The following is a 16701-nucleotide window of genomic DNA, read 5'->3' as shown; positions in this document are numbered from 1 at the left end:
GCAGAGCACTCCCCGCGTGTGATAGAAGTACCAAGACCGTCGGCTCCGACGGTCTCCGGGAGCGGCCGCCCGCACGCACGGCGGCACAGCCCGGCGCCGACACTTCTTCGGCCACCTTCCGCACCACCACGGCAACGGCCTCGTCCCGTCGCCGGCTCTTCTTCCCTCTGCGCCCGGTCCGATACCGGCGCTCAGTGCTGCACCGGTCCACACCTCACAGCCGGGCCTGTTCCCTGAACCCGGAATATGCCTAGGTTCTTGCCGTGCCCCGGGACCGCCGCAGACCGTAACGCCCTCAGCATCTGGAGGACAGCATCTTGCACAGCAGCACCCTGCCCCCTGAGCAGTCCACGAACTCCGCTGATTTTCCCCGCCAGTTCGCCCGCAGCCGCCGCTTCTCCCTCGGCGTGCCCCGGCATTTCACCGTCTCCCCCGATGGCCGTCGGGTGCTCTTCGTCCGTACGGGCTCGGGTACTGATCCGGTGGGCCGGCTGTGGCAGTACGAGGACGGGGCGGAAAAGCTGTTGGCCGATCCGGCGCTCCTGGTAGGGGCCGGTTCCGGGGCGGTCCCCGAGGAGGAGAGGCTGCGCCGGGAGCGGGCCCGTGAGCGTTCGGTGGGAGTGGTGTCGTACGCGACGGATGATGCGGCCCGTCTGGTGGCGTTCGCGCTGTCGGGGGCCCTGTGGGCGGTGCGTACCGACGGCGGCACACCGTTCTCCGTCCCCGCGGCCGGTCCGGTGGTCGACCCCCGCCCCTCCCCCGACGGCCGGTACATCGCCTATGTGAGCCGCCGCTGCTTCCACGTCGTCGATCTGACCGGCGCCGACCGGCAGCTGGCCCGTGCGGAGGGCCCGGAGATCTCCTACGGGCTCGCCGAGTACGCCGCCGCCGAATCCATGCAGCGGTCGCGCGGCTACTGGTGGGCGCCGGACAGCCGCCGCGTCCTGGTGGCCAGGGTCGACACCAGCCCCGTGGAACGGCGTTACATCAGCGATCCGGCCGACCCGACGAAGCCGCCGCAGGCGATCCGCTACCCGGCGGCCGGCACCGCGAATGCGGAGGTCAGCCTGGAGCTCCGCTCTCTGGAGGGCGACCGGGTCGAGGTGGAGTGGGACCGCAAGGCGTACGAGTACGTCGTGGCGGCCGGCTGGGACGCGCATGGTCCGTTCGTCGCCGTGCAGAGCCGCGACCAGCGCATAGTCCGCACGCTCGCGGTCGATCCGGAGACCGGTGCCACCGAAGTGCTCCATGAGCGGACCGACCCGGCCTGGGTGGAGCTCACCGAGGGAACCCCGGCCCGTACGGCGTCGGGCGCCCTGGTGCTCCCGGAGGACGAGGGCGACACCCGCTATCTGACCGTCGGCGGCCTCCGGGTCACCCCGGAAGGGCTACAGCTGGGCGCGGTCCTCGGGGTCGAGGGCGAGCGGGTGCTGTTCACCGCGAGCGACGACCCGCTGGAGACCCATGTGTGGTGCCATGAGCCCGGCCGCGGCCTCCGCCGGCTGAGCCGGGAGCCCGGCAGATACACGGGGGCGGCGCGGGGCGGCACGGTCGTCCTGGCGGGCCTGACCCCACGGGGCAACGAGGCGGGCGTACTGCGGGGGGACGGGGCTGCCGGGGCTGCCGGGGCTGCCGGGGACCCGCCGTACCAGGCCCTCACCTCGCTCGCCGAGGAACCGTCGATCACCCCACGACCGGTCCATCTGACGCTCGGCGAACGGAAGTTGCGCGGCGCCCTCTACCTGCCGTCGTGGCACGAGGAGGGCACCGGAAAGCTTCCGGTCCTCCTCGACCCGTACGGGGGGCCGGCCATGCAACTCGTGGGACGGGCCCGGGGATGGTTCACCTGTGTGTCGCAGTGGTTCGCCGAGCAGGGGTTCGCGGTGCTGGTGGTCGACGGACGCGGGACCCCGAACCGTGGCCCGGCCTGGGAGAAGACCATTCACGGCGACCAGCTCGGCCCGGCGCTGGAAGACCAGGTGGACGCGCTGCGGGCGGCCGCGGCGCACTGCGGCGACCTGGATCTGACGCGGGTGGCGATCCGCGGCTGGTCCTTCGGCGGGTTCCTGGCCGCGGCCGCGGTGCTGTACCACCCCGAGATCTTCCACGCGGCGGTCGCCGGTGCCCCGCCCACCGACATGCGGATGTACGACACCCACTGGAAGGAGCGCTACCTGGGCCACCCGGAGGAGCAGCCGGAAAACTATGAGCGCACCTCCCTGATCGGCCACGGCCATCTGCTGAGCCGCCCGCTGCTGCTGGTGCACGGCCTCGCGGACGACAATGTGGCGGCCGCGCACACCCTCCGCTTCTCGGCGGAACTGCTCGCGGCGGGCAAACCCCACAGTGTCCTGCCGCTGCCCGGCGCCACCCATCTCCCGGCCGACGACGCGGTCAACGCACAACTGCTGTATTTCCAGCGGGACTTCCTGAGGGGCGCGTTGGAGAAGGGCACCGGCAAGGACTGACGGGGGTGGGGTCACGGGCCGCCGCCCGTGGCCCGCTCCCACGGATGACACACCCCGCATTGAACGCTCCGGGCGGTGGCTCCGTATGGACCTTGTGCAACGTCCATGGAGCACATCGCGCACCGAAGGCACCACCAAGAACCGGAGGCACACCATGGCTCGACAGGCAGCGTCGGAGCGGACGGAGACCGCAGCGGTGACCGCAGCGGAGGAGACCGGCCCGGCGCCGGCGGGACGCGGGACGGGGCGGCGGGCGGTCGTCGCGGCGGTCGGGGCGGCCGGCCTCACGGCAGCGCTGGCGGCCTGCGGCGGCAGCATGTCGGATGCGGGGAGCGGGGAGTCCAAGGCCGCGGGTGACGATCAGGCCGCCCCGGAGACGAGCGGCGGAGGCGGCGACAGCGGTTCGGGCGGCACCGGCGGGAGCGGGGCCGACGGTTCCGCCGGTGGGGACAGCGGCCCCACCCTCGCCAAGACCTCGGAGATCCCCAAGGGCGGCGGCAAGATCTTCAAGGGCGAGAAGGTCGTCGTCACCCAGCCCCAGGACGGCGACATCAAGGCGTTCTCCGCGATCTGCACCCACGCGGGCTGCGTCGTCGGCGAGGTCTCCGGCGGCACCATCAACTGCATGTGCCACGGCAGCAAGTTCGACATCACCGACGGCAGCGTCAAGACCGGCCCCGCCACAAAGGGCCTGGCCCCCGCCAAGGTGACGGTCAAGGGCGGCTCGGTCACCCTCGGCTGACGCAGCGCCGGCCTGCTATTCGCTTGCCGCAATTGAGCCCGGTCGGATAGGAAGCCTGCATGCTAAAGGGCAACAAGGTCGGGCTCAGAGCTCGGCACGAGGACGACATCCCGGTCCTGCAGTCCGAGCTCCATGACGACGTGGTCAACGCCGCGCGGGCCCAGGGCAGGCCATGGCGACCGCTCACACCCGGCTCGAAACACTCGCAGTTCGTGGTGGACGACACGGAGCAGGGGCACGTCCCGTTCTCCGTGGTGGAGCTGGACGGCGGCACGCTGGTCGGGACCGCGAACCTGTGGGGCATCGACGATCACCACCGGTCCGCGCACATCGGGTTGGGCCTGCTGCCGTCCTCGCGCGGCAAGGGCTACGGCACCGACGTGGTCGCGGTGCTCTGCCACTACGGCTTCGTCGTGCGCGGCCTACAACGGCTCCAGATCGAGACGCTGTCGGACAATGAGGCGATGCTGCGCTCCGCCGAGCGCAACGGCTTCGTGCGCGAGGGCCTGATGCGCTCCTCGGCCTGGGTGATGGGCGAGTTCCTGGATGAGGTGCTGCTCGGGCTCCTCGTCCAGGAATGGAAGCCGGACTCGAACGGCTAGCCCGCCTTTTCTGGATCTCCTTCGTCCCGTCTCGCCTCGCCGGTATCAGTCGTTGCCGGCGGGTGGGTCGGCAAAGACGCCCTTCCGCATGCCGGTGGCTTGCCCTACTTCGATGAGGTAGCCGTCGGGGTCTCGCAGATAGCAGCGCAGTTCCGCTTTGCGGTCGAGCGGAGGGGTGAGGAATTCGACTCCCTTGGCGCTCCACTGCCGGTGGCATTCCTCGATGTCGGCGACGCGGATATTGAGGAAGCTGCTGACCGTGTTCGGCTCGGTGGGCGGGCGCAGGGTGACGTCCGGCTTGTCGGGGGTCGGCCCGCCGCCGGGGTTCATGATGATCCATCCGTTGGCGAGTTTGACGATGCAGGGGTTCTCGGCGAGGACCACTTCACCGCCCAGAACGTCGGCGTAGAAGGCGCGGGATCGGGCGACGTCGGCCACCGTCAGGAAGTGGGTGAGGAGCAGCCCGGTCTCTGGATAGGGAAGATCATCACGGCTCATGCGCGACCTCCTGACAAAGAGGATGTTTCCGCACATAGTGACGCATGGCTGCCTGTGACGGCGGATGGACACGGGTGAGGGGGACGCGGTCGCGGCCGACGAGGAAGCTCTCGGGCCGGCCGCCAACACACCATCAGAACGCACCGACGGCAGTGCACCCGCACCGGCGTGAAAGGTCTACCGCCGCCGGGCGAACCAGGCGACCAGGGCCGCGGGCCCCATCGACAGCATGACGGCCGCCTTCACCGACAGGAGCCCGAGGCCGGGAGTCCACCACCCCACCTTCCACGCCGCGACCCATAACAGTCCCAGAATCAATAAAGTGCAGCCCACCGACAGTGCGACCCGCACGGTATGAGGGGCCTGGGGCTCTTCGCTCTTTCTCTTATCCATGGGCGCGACTATAGAGACAGGGCAAAGGCCCGCGCCGGGCTGGACAGGCAGGCACGACACCGGCCGGGACGCACCGCCGGGGGTGAAGGCGGGGACCACCGGAGAAGTCGATGTGACGATGTCCAAATACACCGGCTTCTGGTGGACCGGATTCTGGCGGACGGCCGCGGAAGGCGGGCCGAACTGGTCCACCATCAACACCAGGAAGGCACCCGCCAACCAGGACACCTGCTACGAGGTCGGCGGCACCACCTTCTACGCCTGGGAGACCACGACCGCCTGCTGATCCCACCGGTACGTCCCGTGCCATACCGGTGAGCCGGAGCCGCAACCCTGCCCAAGGGGTTGCGGCTCCCGCACGTCTGGGGCCGGCGGGCGTCGCAGCCTCCGGCGGGTCATGGCCGAGACCTGAGGGTCAGTAACGCAACGCAGCATCCTTGAACGCCCGTTGTGAAGCGAATCACCACGGCGGGACTGTCACAGATCGCTGATGCGCGGTGTCTCGATGGTCAGCCGAAGAAAGGGGCCCGCGTGTGATGCCGGGGTATCGACACATGCTCGTGGTGGGGTCAGGCCATGACTGAGGACGCCTGCACCGAGCGCCGCCCACCGAGCATCGTCCGCTGCTGTTCACCCTCGCGTACGAGATATCCGACCGAGCGAGCGGTGTTTCATCCTGCGGATCACCGGCCTCTACGGCATCCGCAACCCGGACAAGCTGCACCGCGCCGAGACGGTGCTCCCACTCGACCGAGGAGGTCACCCGCCGTGGAAACCATGACCGTGGAACGCGTCATCGCCGCCCCGATCAAGGACGTGTTCACCTGGCTCACCACGACCACCAACTACACGGCCTCGCCCCTGATTCTGCGCTGCCGCCTGACCCGGCACGGCGAGTCCGCGCCGTATGGCGTCGGCGCGGTGCGCAGCCACCTCTGGCTGATCGGCTGGTTCCGGGAACGCATCACCCACTACGACCCGCCGTACGCCACCGACTACGTCGTCGAACGCAGTCTGCCACCGTCCCGACACGAACTCGGCCGCATGACCTTCACCGAGGTCGACGGCGGAACCCACGTACGCTGGACCACCCGCGCCGAGATCCCGGTCCCCTTGCTCGGCGCCTTCCTCACCCGCCACCTCGCGAGGCCGGTGATCACCGGCACCTTCCGCAACATCCTCGACGCCGCCGACACCGCGCTGACGCAACGTCGGTAGTCCCGCATCAAGCGCTCCCCAGCTCCCCAGCTCCCCAGCGAGGGACGGCTGGGCGCCATGGGAGACCCGCCCGAGCCGGCCTCGGACATGGACACGCGTCGGTGCGCCTGTTGGGCACCGACGCGCCGACGTCCGGATCAGCTCTGCTGCTCGCTGATATTGACCATCCACGTGATACCGAACTTGTCCGTGCACATGCCGAACACGTCCCCCCACATCTGCTTTTCCAGGGGTACGGCCACGTTGCCGCCCGTGGACAGCTTCTGCCAGTAGCCGCGCAGTTCGTCCGCGTCGTCGCCGGCCAGGCTCACCGCGAAGTTGTTCCCGGGTTTGTGTTCGGTCCCGGGCGGATTGTCGGCAGCCATCAGGGTGAACCCGCCGGCGGTCTCCAGCTGGCTGTGCATGATCTTGTCGGCGTATCCGGGCGGCGCCTCGGAGCCGAAAGAACCGTAGGTGTGGACGGACAGGTCGCCGCCGAGGACCTCCTTGTAGAACTCCATGGCTTGCTTCGCTTCACCGGAGAAGCTGATGTACGGATTGAGGCGAGAGGTCATGAGATGCCCCTTTCATGCGGAATGGTCAGCGCGGGCAGCCTACGTCCGTCAGGGGCAAAGTCGGATGACCCGGGGCTCACGGTGAGGCGGGCGCATACGGCGTATGCGGCGTAGGCATCACCGTCCCGCTACGGGCTGCCACGTTGAGCGTCCGCGCGCAGGCGCTTGCCCCGTCGGCCCGTCGCCACCCTGATCGGGATCAGCACCGCCCACAGCAGCTTCGCGCCCGTCGGCGAGACGAAGGCGAGCGGGATGGCAACAGCGAAGACCAGCACCGTCGCCGCGAGGTCGACCACGTCGTTACGCGCGACAGGGTCGGACAGCACCGCTCTCCCCAGCCATGGGCGCTTCCACAACACGATCGTCAGCGCGAGCTGCGTGGCCCCCATGGCCGCGACGGCGCCGGAGTAGACGGCCACCGACTGCGGCTCGTCGCCGTACTCGGCCAGCAGAGTGGTGGGGAACGGCATCAGGGCGATCAGCCCCAGGCCCAGCAGCACCAGCTTGACGATCGTGCCGTCCACGTCCCGCACGTACCGGAAGGTCTCGTAGTGACCCCGCCAGAACGCCGCGATGACCACCACACTGAGGACGTACGCCCAGACCTTGGGCATCACATCCCTCAGCGCCTGCGCGAAACCGGCGGAGTCCAGCCCGTCGGGCACCGCGATGTCCAGCGCCAGCAGCGTCATCGCGATGGCGAACACCCCGTCGGCCAACGCGAGGAGCCGGGCCGCGCTCCCCTCGTCATCCCGTACTGGCCGGCCACCGTTCACCAGGCCACTCTAGGATCATGCACCCCGGAAAATTCCGATTTGCCCCGTGTACGTGTTGAGCGCCGGCCGTGTTCCTGCGGCGGTGCCTCTAGCGCGGCCAGTGGTTCAAGCGGTACGAGCCGGCCAGGTCCCGCACCTCCGCGGACGCCACCACCTCGCGCCCGTCATCCGCCGGCAAGTGCTTGCCGAGCAGAGCCAGCACGTCCTCCGACAGCCGCGCCTTGGCCTCATCCGGACGCCCCGGCAGCAGCCCGATGTCCACATGCAGAAACGCCACCCGCCCGGCCGCTCCCTGACCGACGTATGTCTCCGTCGCCCGCCGGAAGAAGGTCTTGCACACACCCGTCGAGCCGGACCCCTCAAGCACCATCGGATGCAGCTCCCCCACGAACGCCTGACGGTCGAAGACGCCGTCCAACTGCGCGGAGTAATCGACGGTTATGTGGGGCATGGGGGGACCTCTCGGGTGCGCTTCCGGTACACCTATCTTCATCCATGCGCCTGGCCACGCTGCACCGAGCCCCGCTGACACACGTACTGCGCGGGGGAGTTGGCCGGACGCCGGCCGTACGTGATGTGGGCGCCACGGGCGACCGCCGGACCAGCCGCCCTCACCCTCGCCGGGACGAGCGAGCCGGCCTCACCGGACACCCAAGACCGCCGAGGGGACGCCAACAGGCGGCGGCCGGGCCGTTTTCCACGCGCCAGGCAGGCAAAAGACGCAATCCCTGCCCGATACCGGGCAGAAAAGTAGCTGTCCCACCACCCCCGCCGTATCGTGAGGGCCCATGATCGCCATCGACGCCTTGTGGACTTTCTCTTTGATGGTGGGACTGCTCACCCTCACTCCCGGACTGGACACCGCCCTCGTCCTGCGCACCGCCGCGCTCGGGCACCGCCGGCGTGCCTGGGGCGTGGTTCTCGGCATCCAGAGCGGCACCCTGATCTGGGGCACGCTCACCTCGCTCGGTGTGACCGCGCTGCTCACCGCGTCCCACCTCGCGTACGAGATCCTCCGCTGGGCCGGGGCCGCGTACCTGGTGTGGATGGGCGGCAGGCTGCTGTGGGCCACCTGGCGCCGCTCGGCGGACGAGGCCCCGGGGGCGCCCGGGAACGGGGCCGAAGTCACCTCGGGAGCAGGCTCCGGGGACTCGCTGCTCGGCGGCTGGCGGCAAGGGCTCACGACCAACCTTCTCAACCCGAAGATGGGCGCCTTCTACGTCGCGGTGCTCCCGCAGTTCCTCCCTGCCGACACCTCACACCTCGCCGCGGGCGTACTCCTGACCGGCATCCACATCCTGCTGGCCGTCCTATGGGCCGGCGTACTGATCTTCCTCGGGCACGTGCTCAGGGACCGCCTGCAACAGCCCGCGGCGCGCCGCTGTCTCGACCGTGTCACCGGTACGGTCATCGCCGCCTTCGGGGTCCGGCTCGCGTTCGGGGAGTGAGCAACCAACTCCCCCCACTCCCCCAAGTGAAAGGACACCTGCATGCGCTCGCTCCCCACCGGCGTGGAGGCCGTGGTCTTCGACTGCGACGGCCTGTTGGTCAACACCGAGGCCTGCTGGACCGTTGCGGAAACGGCCATCTTCGCCGCGCACGGCCACTCCTTCGGCCCCGAACAGAAAGCGCTGGTCATCGGCCGTACCGTGGAGGCCGCGGCAGCGGCCATGGCGGACTACTTCGGGCGGCCCGGAGCCGGTGCCGACCTCGCCGCCGAGCTCCTCGAAAGGGTCCGCAAGGAGCTGGCCGGGGGCGCGGCCGCCCTCCCCGGAGCAGCGGAGCTGGTGCGCGCCTGCCGGGCGGCCGTGCCCATAGCCGTCGCCAGCAACAGCCCCCGGGAACTGCTGGACACGGCACTGGAATCGGCCGGCCTCGCCGCTCACTTCACCCACTCGTTCGCCGCCGACGAGGTGGCTTCCCCCAAACCCGCACCGGACCTCTACCTCATGGCCTGCGAGGCGCTCGGTGCGGCGCCACAGCGCTCCGTCGCCTTCGAAGACTCGGCCACCGGGATCTCCGCGGCCCGTGCCGCCGGGCTCTACGTCGCGGTCGTACCGTCCCTGCCGGGAGCCGACCTCGACCACGACTGGCTGGGCACCGGCTTGGATGACCGCCAACTCATCGAGTGGGCCCGGCAATTGGGGTAGGAGGCGGGGCGCCCGACTCCACGGCGGCCGCTCAGGGTCGGCCCCAGCCCCTCCCCCTACGAACCCCGGAGCTGTGCCCAGCCGGGCGAAGGCGACGCACGGGCGGTGCGGGCCGCATGATTAGCCGTTGGAGAGTCGGGAAATCGTCCGCTATGCCCATGGACCACCGTCACGCGCCCGTTCTGGAAGCTCTCGCCCGGTATCACTCCTCGAAGCAGCTGTCGTTCAGCCCTCCTGGTCACAAGCAGGCACGGGGTGCCGATCCGCGGGTCCGTGACGTGCTGGGTGACGCTGTGTTCTACGGGGATGTCCTGGCCTCCGGCGGCCTGGACGACCGGCGTACCGGCGGGAGGATTCTCGAACGCGCCGAGAAGCTGATGGCCGATGCCGTGCACGCCTCCCACACCTTCTTCTCGACCTGTGGGAGCTCCCTGTCGGTGAAGGCCGCCATGCTCTCCGTCGCACGTCCCCACGAAAAGCTGCTGATCGGCCGGGACGCGCACAAGTCCGTGGTCGCCGGCCTGATCCTCTCCGGTATCCACCCCGTGTGGGTGGACCCCAGGTGGGACGCCGACCGGCACTTGGCGCACCCACCGTCCGCCGAGGACTTCGAGGCGGCTTTCGCCGCCCACCCGGACGCGAAGGGAGCGCTGGTCACCAGTCCCACCCCGTACGGGACCTGTGCGGACCTCCGTGCCCTCGCGGACATCTGCCACCGCCGGCAGAGCCCGCTCATCGTCGATGAAGCCTGGGGGGCGCACCTGCCCTTCCACCCCGAGCTGCCGACGTGGGCCATGGACGCGGGTGCGGATGTCTGCGTCACCAGCATCCACAAAATGGGGAGCGGCCTGGAGCAGGGCTCCGTCTTCCATCTGCAGGGCGACCTGATCGACCCGGCCCTGCTCAAGACCCGGGCCGATCTGCTCGGTACCACCAGCCCGTCCGTGCTGATCTACGCCGGCCTCGACGGCTGGCGCCGGCAGATGGCCCAGCACGGCCACGACCTGCTGGAGGGCGCCCTCCAGCTGGCGACTCAGGTGCGCGGGGCCATCGAGGAGATCGACGGCTTCCACGTACACGCCCGGGCGGACTTCTGCGGCCCTGGGCTGGCGGACGACTTCGATCCGCTTCCGGTCGTCGTGGACGTCACCGGGCTCCACACCACGGGGTACCGGGTGGCCGACTGGCTTCGTGAGCACCGGCATGTCGATGTGCATCTGGCCGACCACCGCCGCATCAACACCCAGCTCACCCACGCTGACGATCAAGAGACGACAGCCGTGCTCCTGGAGGCGCTGAGGGCGGTGTCCGCCGCCGGGCCGGACCTGCCTACCGGTCCCCCGGTCGACGTCCCTCCCCCCGCGACCCTGCGGCTCCAGCAGACCTGCCTGCCGCGCGATGCCTTCTTCGGGCCCGTGGCAGACGTTCCCGTGCAGGAGGCCGTGGGTCGCGTGGCCGCCGAGATGATCACGCCCTACCCGCCCGGCATCCCGGCCGTACTGCCGGGCGAACTCCTCAACGAACCCGTGCTGCACTACCTGCGCTCAGGGATCGAGGCGGGCATGAACCTTCCCGACGCCGTCGACACCCGGCTCCGTACGGTGCGGGTCATGGCGGAGGGCAAGGACTGACTCCGCGACGGCGCAAGACGCTCACGGCCCTTTGAGGAGCGCCTGCCGGAACCGTGCGTTGCTCTCATGACCTGCGTGTCCCTGAGCAGGCGGGCGTCCCGACCGACGCCCCCGGCGTGGTCCTCGGCAATGACGGCCCCGGCAGCCTGGACCAGATCACTCAGCTGCTCGGCCAATACCGCGTGTGGGAGCGGTTCTCGACCCGCGCCTGAGCGCTCTCCCCCGACCGCGGGCCACCTCCTGGGTCGCGGTCCCTCTGCCAGAATCGCGTCGTGACTGAACAAACGAGCGACCGCGGATATCTTCTGGACAACCAACAGTCGGAGGCGGGCATCCGCTTCGGCGCTCTCTCCGAGTTATTCGACCCCGTGACGTTCCGGCACATCGACCGGCTCGGAATCGGGGCCGGCATGCGGTGTTGGGAAGTCGGCGCCGGCGGCCCCTCGGTACCCCGCGGGCTCGCCGAGCGGGTCGGTCCGACCGGCACGGTGCTCGCCACCGATATCGATGTGTCCTGGACCTGCGATATCGCCGACGGTGTGATCGAGGTGCGCTCCCACGACGTGGCGGCCGACCCGCCGCCGCCCGGCGGTTTCGACCTCGTGCACGCCCGGCTGGTCCTGGTGCATGTCGCCGACCGCGCCGAGGCCCTGCGGCGGATGGTCCAAGCACTGCGGCCCGGTGGCTGGCTCCTCCTGGAGGACGCCGACCCCGCTTTGCTGCCCCAGTTGTGCCCCGAAGAGTCGGGTCCGGAACAACAGCTCGCCAACCGGCTGCGGTCCGGCTTCCGCACCCTGGTGGCGTCGCGCGGCGCGGACCTGGCGTACGGGCGGACCCTGCCCAGGGTGCTGCGCGAAGCCGGGCTGGCCGAGGTGCAGGCCGACGCGTACTTCCCCATCACCTCGCCGGCCTGTGCCGTACTGGAAGGCGCGACAGTCCGGCATGTCCGCCACCAACTGACCGCGCACGGACTGGCCACCGACGAGGAAATCGACCGTCACCTGGCCAACGTCGCCACCGGTCAACTCGACCTGGCCCTCGCCCCGATGATCTCCGCATGGGGACGCCGACCGTAGGCTGCGCGCCCGGCCGCCGCCTGACCGACCGCCTGACCGACTGCCCCGGCTGGTCCACACCCGCCAGGCAGTCAAGGGCTGTCATCGCGAAGCCGCACCACGGCATCAGCGGCAGGCACCCCATTGCGGCTTTGTCTTCCCTCGCACCGGATCGCACGCAGCCCCAACGGCCGGTCGCTGGACGGCAGGAGCAGCGCCGGCCCCGGCGGTGTGAGAGCACTCATTTCTGCGAGGATCGCGCGTTCCGTCCCCGGCCTCGCCGGGAGGTGGTGTCCGCCCGGATCTCCTCGGTGGCCGCGCGGAAGGCGGGTGCGGCGCGGGCGAAGTAGTCGAAGAGCAGGGCCCGTTGCTCGGGGGTGTAGTGCGCAAGCACCTCCGCGAGGTGGCGGCGGGCGGGGCCGACCACTTCCTCGATGTGCCCCAGGGCGTCCGGCACCGGTTCGACGATCACGCGCCTGCGGTCGTGGGCGTCGGCGGCCCGGCGCGCGAAGCCGGCCTTTTCGAGGCGGTCGATGAGGCGGGTGGTGGCACCGGTGGTGAGTCCGGTCCTGGCGGCGAGTTCGCCTGAGGCGAGACCGCCGTGGAAGGCGATGAGGCTCAAGGCGTACCACTCCGAGGTATGCAGCCCTGCGGCTTCCGCGCTGGCCAGGCCCTGTAGGCCCACCGCGTCCAGGTACTGACGGAAGATCACGTGCTCGTCCTCGCCACTTGCCGGGCTTGCCATCGCCGGAATCACCTCGCTAAATTTATCTGCATGCATGCAGATACTGCCTTCATTCAGTATCTGCCTGATTCTAATGAGCGAGGGAGGGATGCGCCATGCAGGGTCAGCAGGAGCAGGACATCGCGGCGGTCAAGGCAGTAGTGGACGACCTGATCGCCGCCTGGGGCCGCCACGACGCCGAGGCGTACGGCGCGCTGTTCACTCAGGACGCCACCTACACCACCTATGTCGGCACCTTCTACCAAGGCCGCCGGGACATCGTGGAGAGCCATCGCACGCTCTTCGCGAAGTTCCTCAAGGACACCCAACTCGCCGACGAGATCCTCGACATCCGCTTCTACGGACCGGATGTGGCCGTCGTCAACGGCCGGGGCGACACCTACAAGGGCCGGCACCCCCGCAAGCTCAGCAAGGTCCAGACGTACACCCTGATCCGCGAGAACGACGGCCGGTGGCGCATCGCGGCCTTCCACAACACCCAGCGCAAGCCGCTGCTGGAGGCGATGTCCTACAAGGTCGCCCCCGGTCTCATACCGGCGGCGGAGCGGTAGCCGGGGCCGGGTGGCTACGCGAACGCGCCCGCTCAGCGCGTGGATCCGGACCTCGCCTGCTCGTGCTCGTGCTCGCGCACTCTGGCCTCGGCAGACGTTCACAGCTGGGTGGCTGGCCCGCGAACGTCGAGGTCACCGGGCGGGCCCGGCGGCGGAGCGGGATGAACGTGCAGGCGCGCGGCCGAAGTCGGTGGTCAGCCAGTGCTCGATGGACGCATCGGGGAATTCGTGGGGCTGGTAGGTACCCGGCACCGGAGTGATCTCGGTGATCCGGTCGAGACGGAAGGTGCGCCAGTCGTCCCGGTCGGCGTCGAAGGCCACGAGGTACCACTGGCCGGCACGCAGGAAGTGGCGGTACGGCTCGACCAGGCGGGTGGACGGCCGACCGTGCTGGTCGACGTAGCGGAACCCAAGCCTGCCGCCCTCCGCCACCGCGTCGGCGATCACGCCGACAGTTGCTGCCGCGACCACGGCGCCGGGCTGCTGGAGCACCTCGGTCGCGAGGTCGGTGGCGGCGGCCCGGCGGCGCAGCGGACGGGGCAGGACCTGGTCGAGCTTGAGCAGGGCGCTGGATGCGACCGGGTCTTCAGGGAGCCAGGCGCGGATCAGATGCAGCCCGGCTACCAGGGCGGTGACCTCGTCAGCGGTGAACAGCAGCGGCGGGACCTTGACTCCGGGGCTCAGCCGGTAGGCGCTGCCCGGCCCGGGGCGGGCCTCGACGGTGTACCCGAGTTGGCGCAGCCGCTGGGCGTCGCGCCGTACGGTACGGGCGCTCGTGCCGAGCCGTTCGGCCAGGTCGGCTGCCGTCCACTCACCCCCCGACCTCAGCAGAGTCAGCAGGGTCAGGGTCCTGGTCGTCGGGTCGAGGTCCATGGCCTCAGCCTTCCAGGAGAGGCGGACAGGTTCAGGCCGCCTCTCCTCCTAGCCTGCATGCGGAGTCGCCGAATGAGAGGAAGCCATGCGCATCGCTGTCACCACCCCGACCGGCAACGTCGGCCGCCATGTCGTTGCCACGCTGGTCCGCGCCGGGGTCCGCCCGCGCGTCTTGCTGCGCGAGCCGGCCCGGCTGGCTCCCGAGGTGCGGGGCGAGGTGGATGCGGTGCGGGTCGACCAGTACGACGCCGACGCGGTGGTGGCCGCCACCGAAGACATCGACGCACTGTTCTGGGTGGACCCGCCCGCCCCCGGCGGGGATCCCCTCGCCGCCTACGCCCGCGCCACCAGCAGCGTCGTCCGCGCCGTCACCGACAACGGGATCGGCCGGGTCGTCTTCCAGAGCAGCGTCGGCGCCGAGAAACGGCATGGTGCCGGCGACATCGACGGCCTGGCACACACCGAAACCGCTCTGGATGCCCTGGGCGTCGACGTCACCCACCTCCGCTGCGGCTACTTCTTCACCAACCTCGAACTTCAACGTGACGCCCTGCGCGCCGGCACCCTCCAGGTGATCCTCCCGCTCGACCAGCCCATGGCCTGGGTGGCACCTCGCGACATCGCCGAGGTCGCGGCCACCCACCTGCTTTCTCCCGCCTGGTCCGGCCGCTGCGTACAAGCAGTGCACGGACCCGCCGACCTGACCTGGCGACAGGTCGCCACGATCCTTACCGCGGCCACCGGCCGGCGGATCAGCGTCGAACGGATCACTGACGACGCCATGCGCACCCAGCTCCGCCAGGCCGGGATGACCGACGAAGCGGTTGAGGCCATGCTCGGCATGTCGACCGGACTGCGCGAAGACTTCGTGCCCGAACAGCCCCGCACCGTCCGGACGACCACCCCGACCACCCTCGCTGCCTGGGCCTACGACCATCTCCGTCACCGGATCGCGGATGCGCCGTAAGTCACTGCCGCAGGCAGCAGCGGCTCCAAGCCGACCTGCCGGCCCCCTGCCCTTACCCAGGCTTCCCGCCTGACCGTGTGGAGCCGGTCCGGCAGCGGCTCCACCGGCCGTAGGGGTCCACGCTCTCCCGGCTCGCCTCTCGGATGATCTCTGCCTTAATGCTCATGACTTGGCTCCACGGAGTGGGTGCCGGGGGTGGTCTCACGAGGGGCTGCGTGGGCCGGGCGTGCGGCGGAGCCGGTCGTACCGTCCCGGGTCTCCAGGCGTGCGGGGACAGCGTGACGCGGTCGCAGGGTGCCGGCCGTGGCCGCGGCGACCGCGCAGAATGCCACGGGCAGGAAGAACGTGAGGTGGAGCGGCATGACCTGGGTCAGGGGGCCGATGACCGCGGGGCCGGCGAGCATGCCGACGTAGCCGAGGCCCGCGACGCGGGAGACGTTGGTACCGGCGGCGTCCGGGTCGGCATGGCCCGCGGCGCTGAAGAGCTGGGGGACGCAACCGGACAGTCCGGCTCCGAACAGCGTCCAGCCGATCAGGGCCAGGGGGATCGAGGAGGAGAGCGACGCCGCGGTCAGACCGAGTGCGGCAGCGGACGCCCCGTAGCGGAGAACGGCCACCGAGCCGAAACGCGCGGCCACCCGGTCGGTAAGCAGACGGCCGATGGTCATGGCGGTGGAGAAGGCCCCGTAGGCGAGGGCGGCGGTGGCGGCCGGCGCGCCCAGGACGTTGCGCAGGTGGAGCGTGCTCCAGTCATTGGCCACGCCCTCGCACAGCATGATCATCAGAGCGAGAGTGGCGAGGCCCCAGATGCGCCTGGGGGTTGTGGTCCCGCGCCGGCCCTTCGCGGCAGCAGCAGGGCCCTCGGGGGGCTCGGGGCCATCGGCGGTCTCGGGGGCATCGGCGCCGCGGGTCCCCAGGAGCGCGGGGGCCGCCACCGCAGCGATCGCCAGCCCCAGGAGCGCCACCGTGCCGAGGTTCGCCACCGGGCTCCAGCCCCAGCTGAGCATCCGCGCGCCGGCCAGCGCGGCAAGGACGCCACCGATGGAGAAGGCGGCGTGGAAGGCGGACATGACGGGCCGTCGGTAGCCGCGCTCGACCTGGATGGCGTGGGCGTTCATGCTGACATCCAGGCAGCCGTTGCCGAGACCGAGCACCAGCAGTGCCGCCCCCAGCGTCCAGGCGTTCGCGGCCCATCCCGGCAGGACCACACCGGCGCTGCACAGGGCCGCGCTGAGCGGTACGACGGTACGGGCACCGAAGCGGTCGGTGAGGGGGCCGACGAGCTGCATACCGGCGAAGGCTCCCGCGCCGAGCAGCAGCAGGAGCCAGCCGAGCACGGCATGACTGATCCCTGCGCGGTGCTCGATATCGGGGATGTGGACGATCCACATCCCCATCAGGAAGCCGTTCAGGACGAAGTAGGCGAAGGTGGCCAGGCGGCCGAGCCGCAGTGATCTCTCCACGCTTCGAACATAGCG

The 16701-nt window shown here is 70.2% G+C and carries 20 protein-coding genes; 12 read left to right on the top strand and 8 right to left on the bottom strand.

Annotated features, from left to right (window positions below; genetic code table 11):
• Window positions 1-317: 317 nt before the first annotated feature.
• The 3 genes from ACZ4XD_RS29470 to ACZ4XD_RS29460 all read left to right on the top strand — a co-directional run bounded on the left by ACZ4XD_RS29470 (window position 318) and on the right by ACZ4XD_RS29460 (window position 3812).
• Window positions 318-2468, top strand: a complete 2151-nt coding sequence (locus ACZ4XD_RS29470; RefSeq protein ID WP_468046980.1) for a S9 family peptidase — start codon at window positions 318-320, stop codon at window positions 2466-2468.
• 154 nt (window positions 2469-2622) lie between these two features.
• Entirely contained in the window at window positions 2623-3210 is a 588-nt protein-coding gene (locus ACZ4XD_RS29465; protein WP_468046978.1) for a Rieske (2Fe-2S) protein, read from the top strand.
• Window positions 3211-3269: 59 nt separating this feature from the next.
• Window positions 3270-3812, top strand: coding sequence for a GNAT family N-acetyltransferase (locus tag ACZ4XD_RS29460; RefSeq protein WP_468046976.1), 543 nt, complete (start codon window positions 3270-3272; stop codon window positions 3810-3812).
• A gap of 45 nt (window positions 3813-3857) precedes the next feature.
• On the opposite strand, the gene ACZ4XD_RS29455 is transcribed toward ACZ4XD_RS29460, so the two are convergent.
• Window positions 3858-4310, bottom strand: a complete 453-nt coding sequence (locus ACZ4XD_RS29455; protein ID WP_468046974.1) for a VOC family protein — start codon at window positions 4308-4310, stop codon at window positions 3858-3860.
• A 177-nt stretch (window positions 4311-4487) separates the two neighbouring features.
• A complete protein-coding gene (locus tag ACZ4XD_RS29450) occupies window positions 4488-4703 on the bottom strand; it encodes a hypothetical protein (RefSeq protein WP_468046972.1) in 216 nt (71 codons plus the stop codon).
• A gap of 118 nt (window positions 4704-4821) precedes the next feature.
• Here ACZ4XD_RS29450 and ACZ4XD_RS29445 point away from each other — a divergent pair, with 118 nt between their 5' ends.
• Window positions 4822-4989, top strand: coding sequence for a hypothetical protein (locus tag ACZ4XD_RS29445; protein WP_468046970.1), 168 nt, complete (start codon window positions 4822-4824; stop codon window positions 4987-4989).
• Between the two features lie 482 nt (window positions 4990-5471).
• Entirely contained in the window at window positions 5472-5921 is a 450-nt protein-coding gene (locus ACZ4XD_RS29440) for an SRPBCC family protein (RefSeq protein WP_468046968.1), read from the top strand.
• A gap of 137 nt (window positions 5922-6058) precedes the next feature.
• On the opposite strand, the gene ACZ4XD_RS29435 is transcribed toward ACZ4XD_RS29440, so the two are convergent.
• The 3 genes from ACZ4XD_RS29435 to ACZ4XD_RS29425 form a co-directional block, all read right to left on the bottom strand.
• A complete protein-coding gene (locus tag ACZ4XD_RS29435) occupies window positions 6059-6475 on the bottom strand; it encodes a VOC family protein (protein WP_468046966.1) in 417 nt (138 codons plus the stop codon).
• A gap of 128 nt (window positions 6476-6603) precedes the next feature.
• Window positions 6604-7254: a TMEM175 family protein gene (locus ACZ4XD_RS29430; RefSeq protein ID WP_468047001.1), complete on the bottom strand. Its 651-nt coding sequence runs from the start codon at window positions 7252-7254 to the stop codon at window positions 6604-6606.
• An 85-nt stretch (window positions 7255-7339) separates the two neighbouring features.
• Window positions 7340-7702, bottom strand: a complete 363-nt coding sequence (locus tag ACZ4XD_RS29425) for a 5-carboxymethyl-2-hydroxymuconate Delta-isomerase (RefSeq protein ID WP_468046964.1) — start codon at window positions 7700-7702, stop codon at window positions 7340-7342.
• A 337-nt stretch (window positions 7703-8039) separates the two neighbouring features.
• Here ACZ4XD_RS29425 and ACZ4XD_RS29420 point away from each other — a divergent pair, with 337 nt between their 5' ends.
• From ACZ4XD_RS29420 to ACZ4XD_RS29400, 5 genes are all read left to right on the top strand, one after another.
• A complete protein-coding gene (locus tag ACZ4XD_RS29420; protein WP_468046962.1) occupies window positions 8040-8699 on the top strand; it encodes a LysE family translocator in 660 nt (219 codons plus the stop codon).
• A 42-nt stretch (window positions 8700-8741) separates the two neighbouring features.
• A complete protein-coding gene (locus ACZ4XD_RS29415; RefSeq protein WP_468046960.1) occupies window positions 8742-9401 on the top strand; it encodes an HAD family hydrolase in 660 nt (219 codons plus the stop codon).
• A 152-nt stretch (window positions 9402-9553) separates the two neighbouring features.
• Window positions 9554-11032: an aminotransferase class I/II-fold pyridoxal phosphate-dependent enzyme gene (locus ACZ4XD_RS29410; protein ID WP_468046958.1), complete on the top strand. Its 1479-nt coding sequence runs from the start codon at window positions 9554-9556 to the stop codon at window positions 11030-11032.
• A gap of 53 nt (window positions 11033-11085) precedes the next feature.
• Window positions 11086-11244, top strand: a complete 159-nt coding sequence (locus ACZ4XD_RS29405; RefSeq protein ID WP_468046956.1) for a hypothetical protein — start codon at window positions 11086-11088, stop codon at window positions 11242-11244.
• 60 nt (window positions 11245-11304) lie between these two features.
• On the top strand, window positions 11305-12108 hold the full coding sequence (locus ACZ4XD_RS29400) for a class I SAM-dependent methyltransferase (RefSeq protein ID WP_468046954.1): 804 nt from the start codon (window positions 11305-11307) through the stop codon (window positions 12106-12108).
• A 220-nt stretch (window positions 12109-12328) separates the two neighbouring features.
• Here ACZ4XD_RS29400 and ACZ4XD_RS29395 read toward each other — a convergent pair whose 3' ends face one another.
• Entirely contained in the window at window positions 12329-12832 is a 504-nt protein-coding gene (locus ACZ4XD_RS29395) for a MarR family winged helix-turn-helix transcriptional regulator (protein ID WP_468046952.1), read from the bottom strand.
• 95 nt (window positions 12833-12927) lie between these two features.
• On the opposite strand from ACZ4XD_RS29395, the gene ACZ4XD_RS29390 reads away from it, so the two are divergent.
• Entirely contained in the window at window positions 12928-13383 is a 456-nt protein-coding gene (locus ACZ4XD_RS29390; protein WP_468046950.1) for an SgcJ/EcaC family oxidoreductase, read from the top strand.
• A gap of 132 nt (window positions 13384-13515) precedes the next feature.
• On the opposite strand, the gene ACZ4XD_RS29385 is transcribed toward ACZ4XD_RS29390, so the two are convergent.
• Complete coding sequence (locus ACZ4XD_RS29385; protein ID WP_468046948.1) at window positions 13516-14256, bottom strand: helix-turn-helix transcriptional regulator; 741 nt, start codon at window positions 14254-14256, stop codon at window positions 13516-13518.
• 85 nt (window positions 14257-14341) lie between these two features.
• Between ACZ4XD_RS29385 and ACZ4XD_RS29380 the strand changes: the two genes are divergently transcribed.
• The gene (locus ACZ4XD_RS29380) at window positions 14342-15223 is read left to right on the top strand and encodes an NmrA family NAD(P)-binding protein (protein ID WP_468046946.1); all 882 of its coding nucleotides are present in this window, start codon (window positions 14342-14344) and stop codon (window positions 15221-15223) included.
• A 155-nt stretch (window positions 15224-15378) separates the two neighbouring features.
• Here ACZ4XD_RS29380 and ACZ4XD_RS29375 read toward each other — a convergent pair whose 3' ends face one another.
• Complete coding sequence (locus ACZ4XD_RS29375) at window positions 15379-16686, bottom strand: MFS transporter (RefSeq protein WP_468046945.1); 1308 nt, start codon at window positions 16684-16686, stop codon at window positions 15379-15381.
• Window positions 16687-16701 lie beyond the last annotated feature (15 nt).

The organism is Streptomyces sp. NPDC029466 (genome assembly GCF_055574515.1).
This window is presented reverse-complemented; position numbering and strand designations above follow the sequence as displayed.

Coding starts and splice junctions, on each gene's coding strand:
- ACZ4XD_RS29465 (WP_468046978.1), top strand. CDS start 2,623: ATGGCTCGACAGGCAGCGTCGGAGCGGACGGAGACCGCAGCGGTGACC.
- ACZ4XD_RS29460 (WP_468046976.1), top strand. CDS start 3,270: ATGCTAAAGGGCAACAAGGTCGGGCTCAGAGCTCGGCACGAGGACGAC.
- ACZ4XD_RS29455 (WP_468046974.1), bottom strand. CDS start 4,310: ATGAGCCGTGATGATCTTCCCTATCCAGAGACCGGGCTGCTCCTCACC.
- ACZ4XD_RS29450 (WP_468046972.1), bottom strand. CDS start 4,703: ATGGATAAGAGAAAGAGCGAAGAGCCCCAGGCCCCTCATACCGTGCGG.
- ACZ4XD_RS29445 (WP_468046970.1), top strand. CDS start 4,822: ATGTCCAAATACACCGGCTTCTGGTGGACCGGATTCTGGCGGACGGCC.
- ACZ4XD_RS29435 (WP_468046966.1), bottom strand. CDS start 6,475: ATGACCTCTCGCCTCAATCCGTACATCAGCTTCTCCGGTGAAGCGAAG.
- ACZ4XD_RS29425 (WP_468046964.1), bottom strand. CDS start 7,702: ATGCCCCACATAACCGTCGATTACTCCGCGCAGTTGGACGGCGTCTTC.
- ACZ4XD_RS29420 (WP_468046962.1), top strand. CDS start 8,040: ATGATCGCCATCGACGCCTTGTGGACTTTCTCTTTGATGGTGGGACTG.
- ACZ4XD_RS29415 (WP_468046960.1), top strand. CDS start 8,742: ATGCGCTCGCTCCCCACCGGCGTGGAGGCCGTGGTCTTCGACTGCGAC.
- ACZ4XD_RS29410 (WP_468046958.1), top strand. CDS start 9,554: ATGCCCATGGACCACCGTCACGCGCCCGTTCTGGAAGCTCTCGCCCGG.
- ACZ4XD_RS29395 (WP_468046952.1), bottom strand. CDS start 12,832: ATGGCAAGCCCGGCAAGTGGCGAGGACGAGCACGTGATCTTCCGTCAG.
- ACZ4XD_RS29390 (WP_468046950.1), top strand. CDS start 12,928: ATGCAGGGTCAGCAGGAGCAGGACATCGCGGCGGTCAAGGCAGTAGTG.
- ACZ4XD_RS29385 (WP_468046948.1), bottom strand. CDS start 14,256: ATGGACCTCGACCCGACGACCAGGACCCTGACCCTGCTGACTCTGCTG.
- ACZ4XD_RS29380 (WP_468046946.1), top strand. CDS start 14,342: ATGCGCATCGCTGTCACCACCCCGACCGGCAACGTCGGCCGCCATGTC.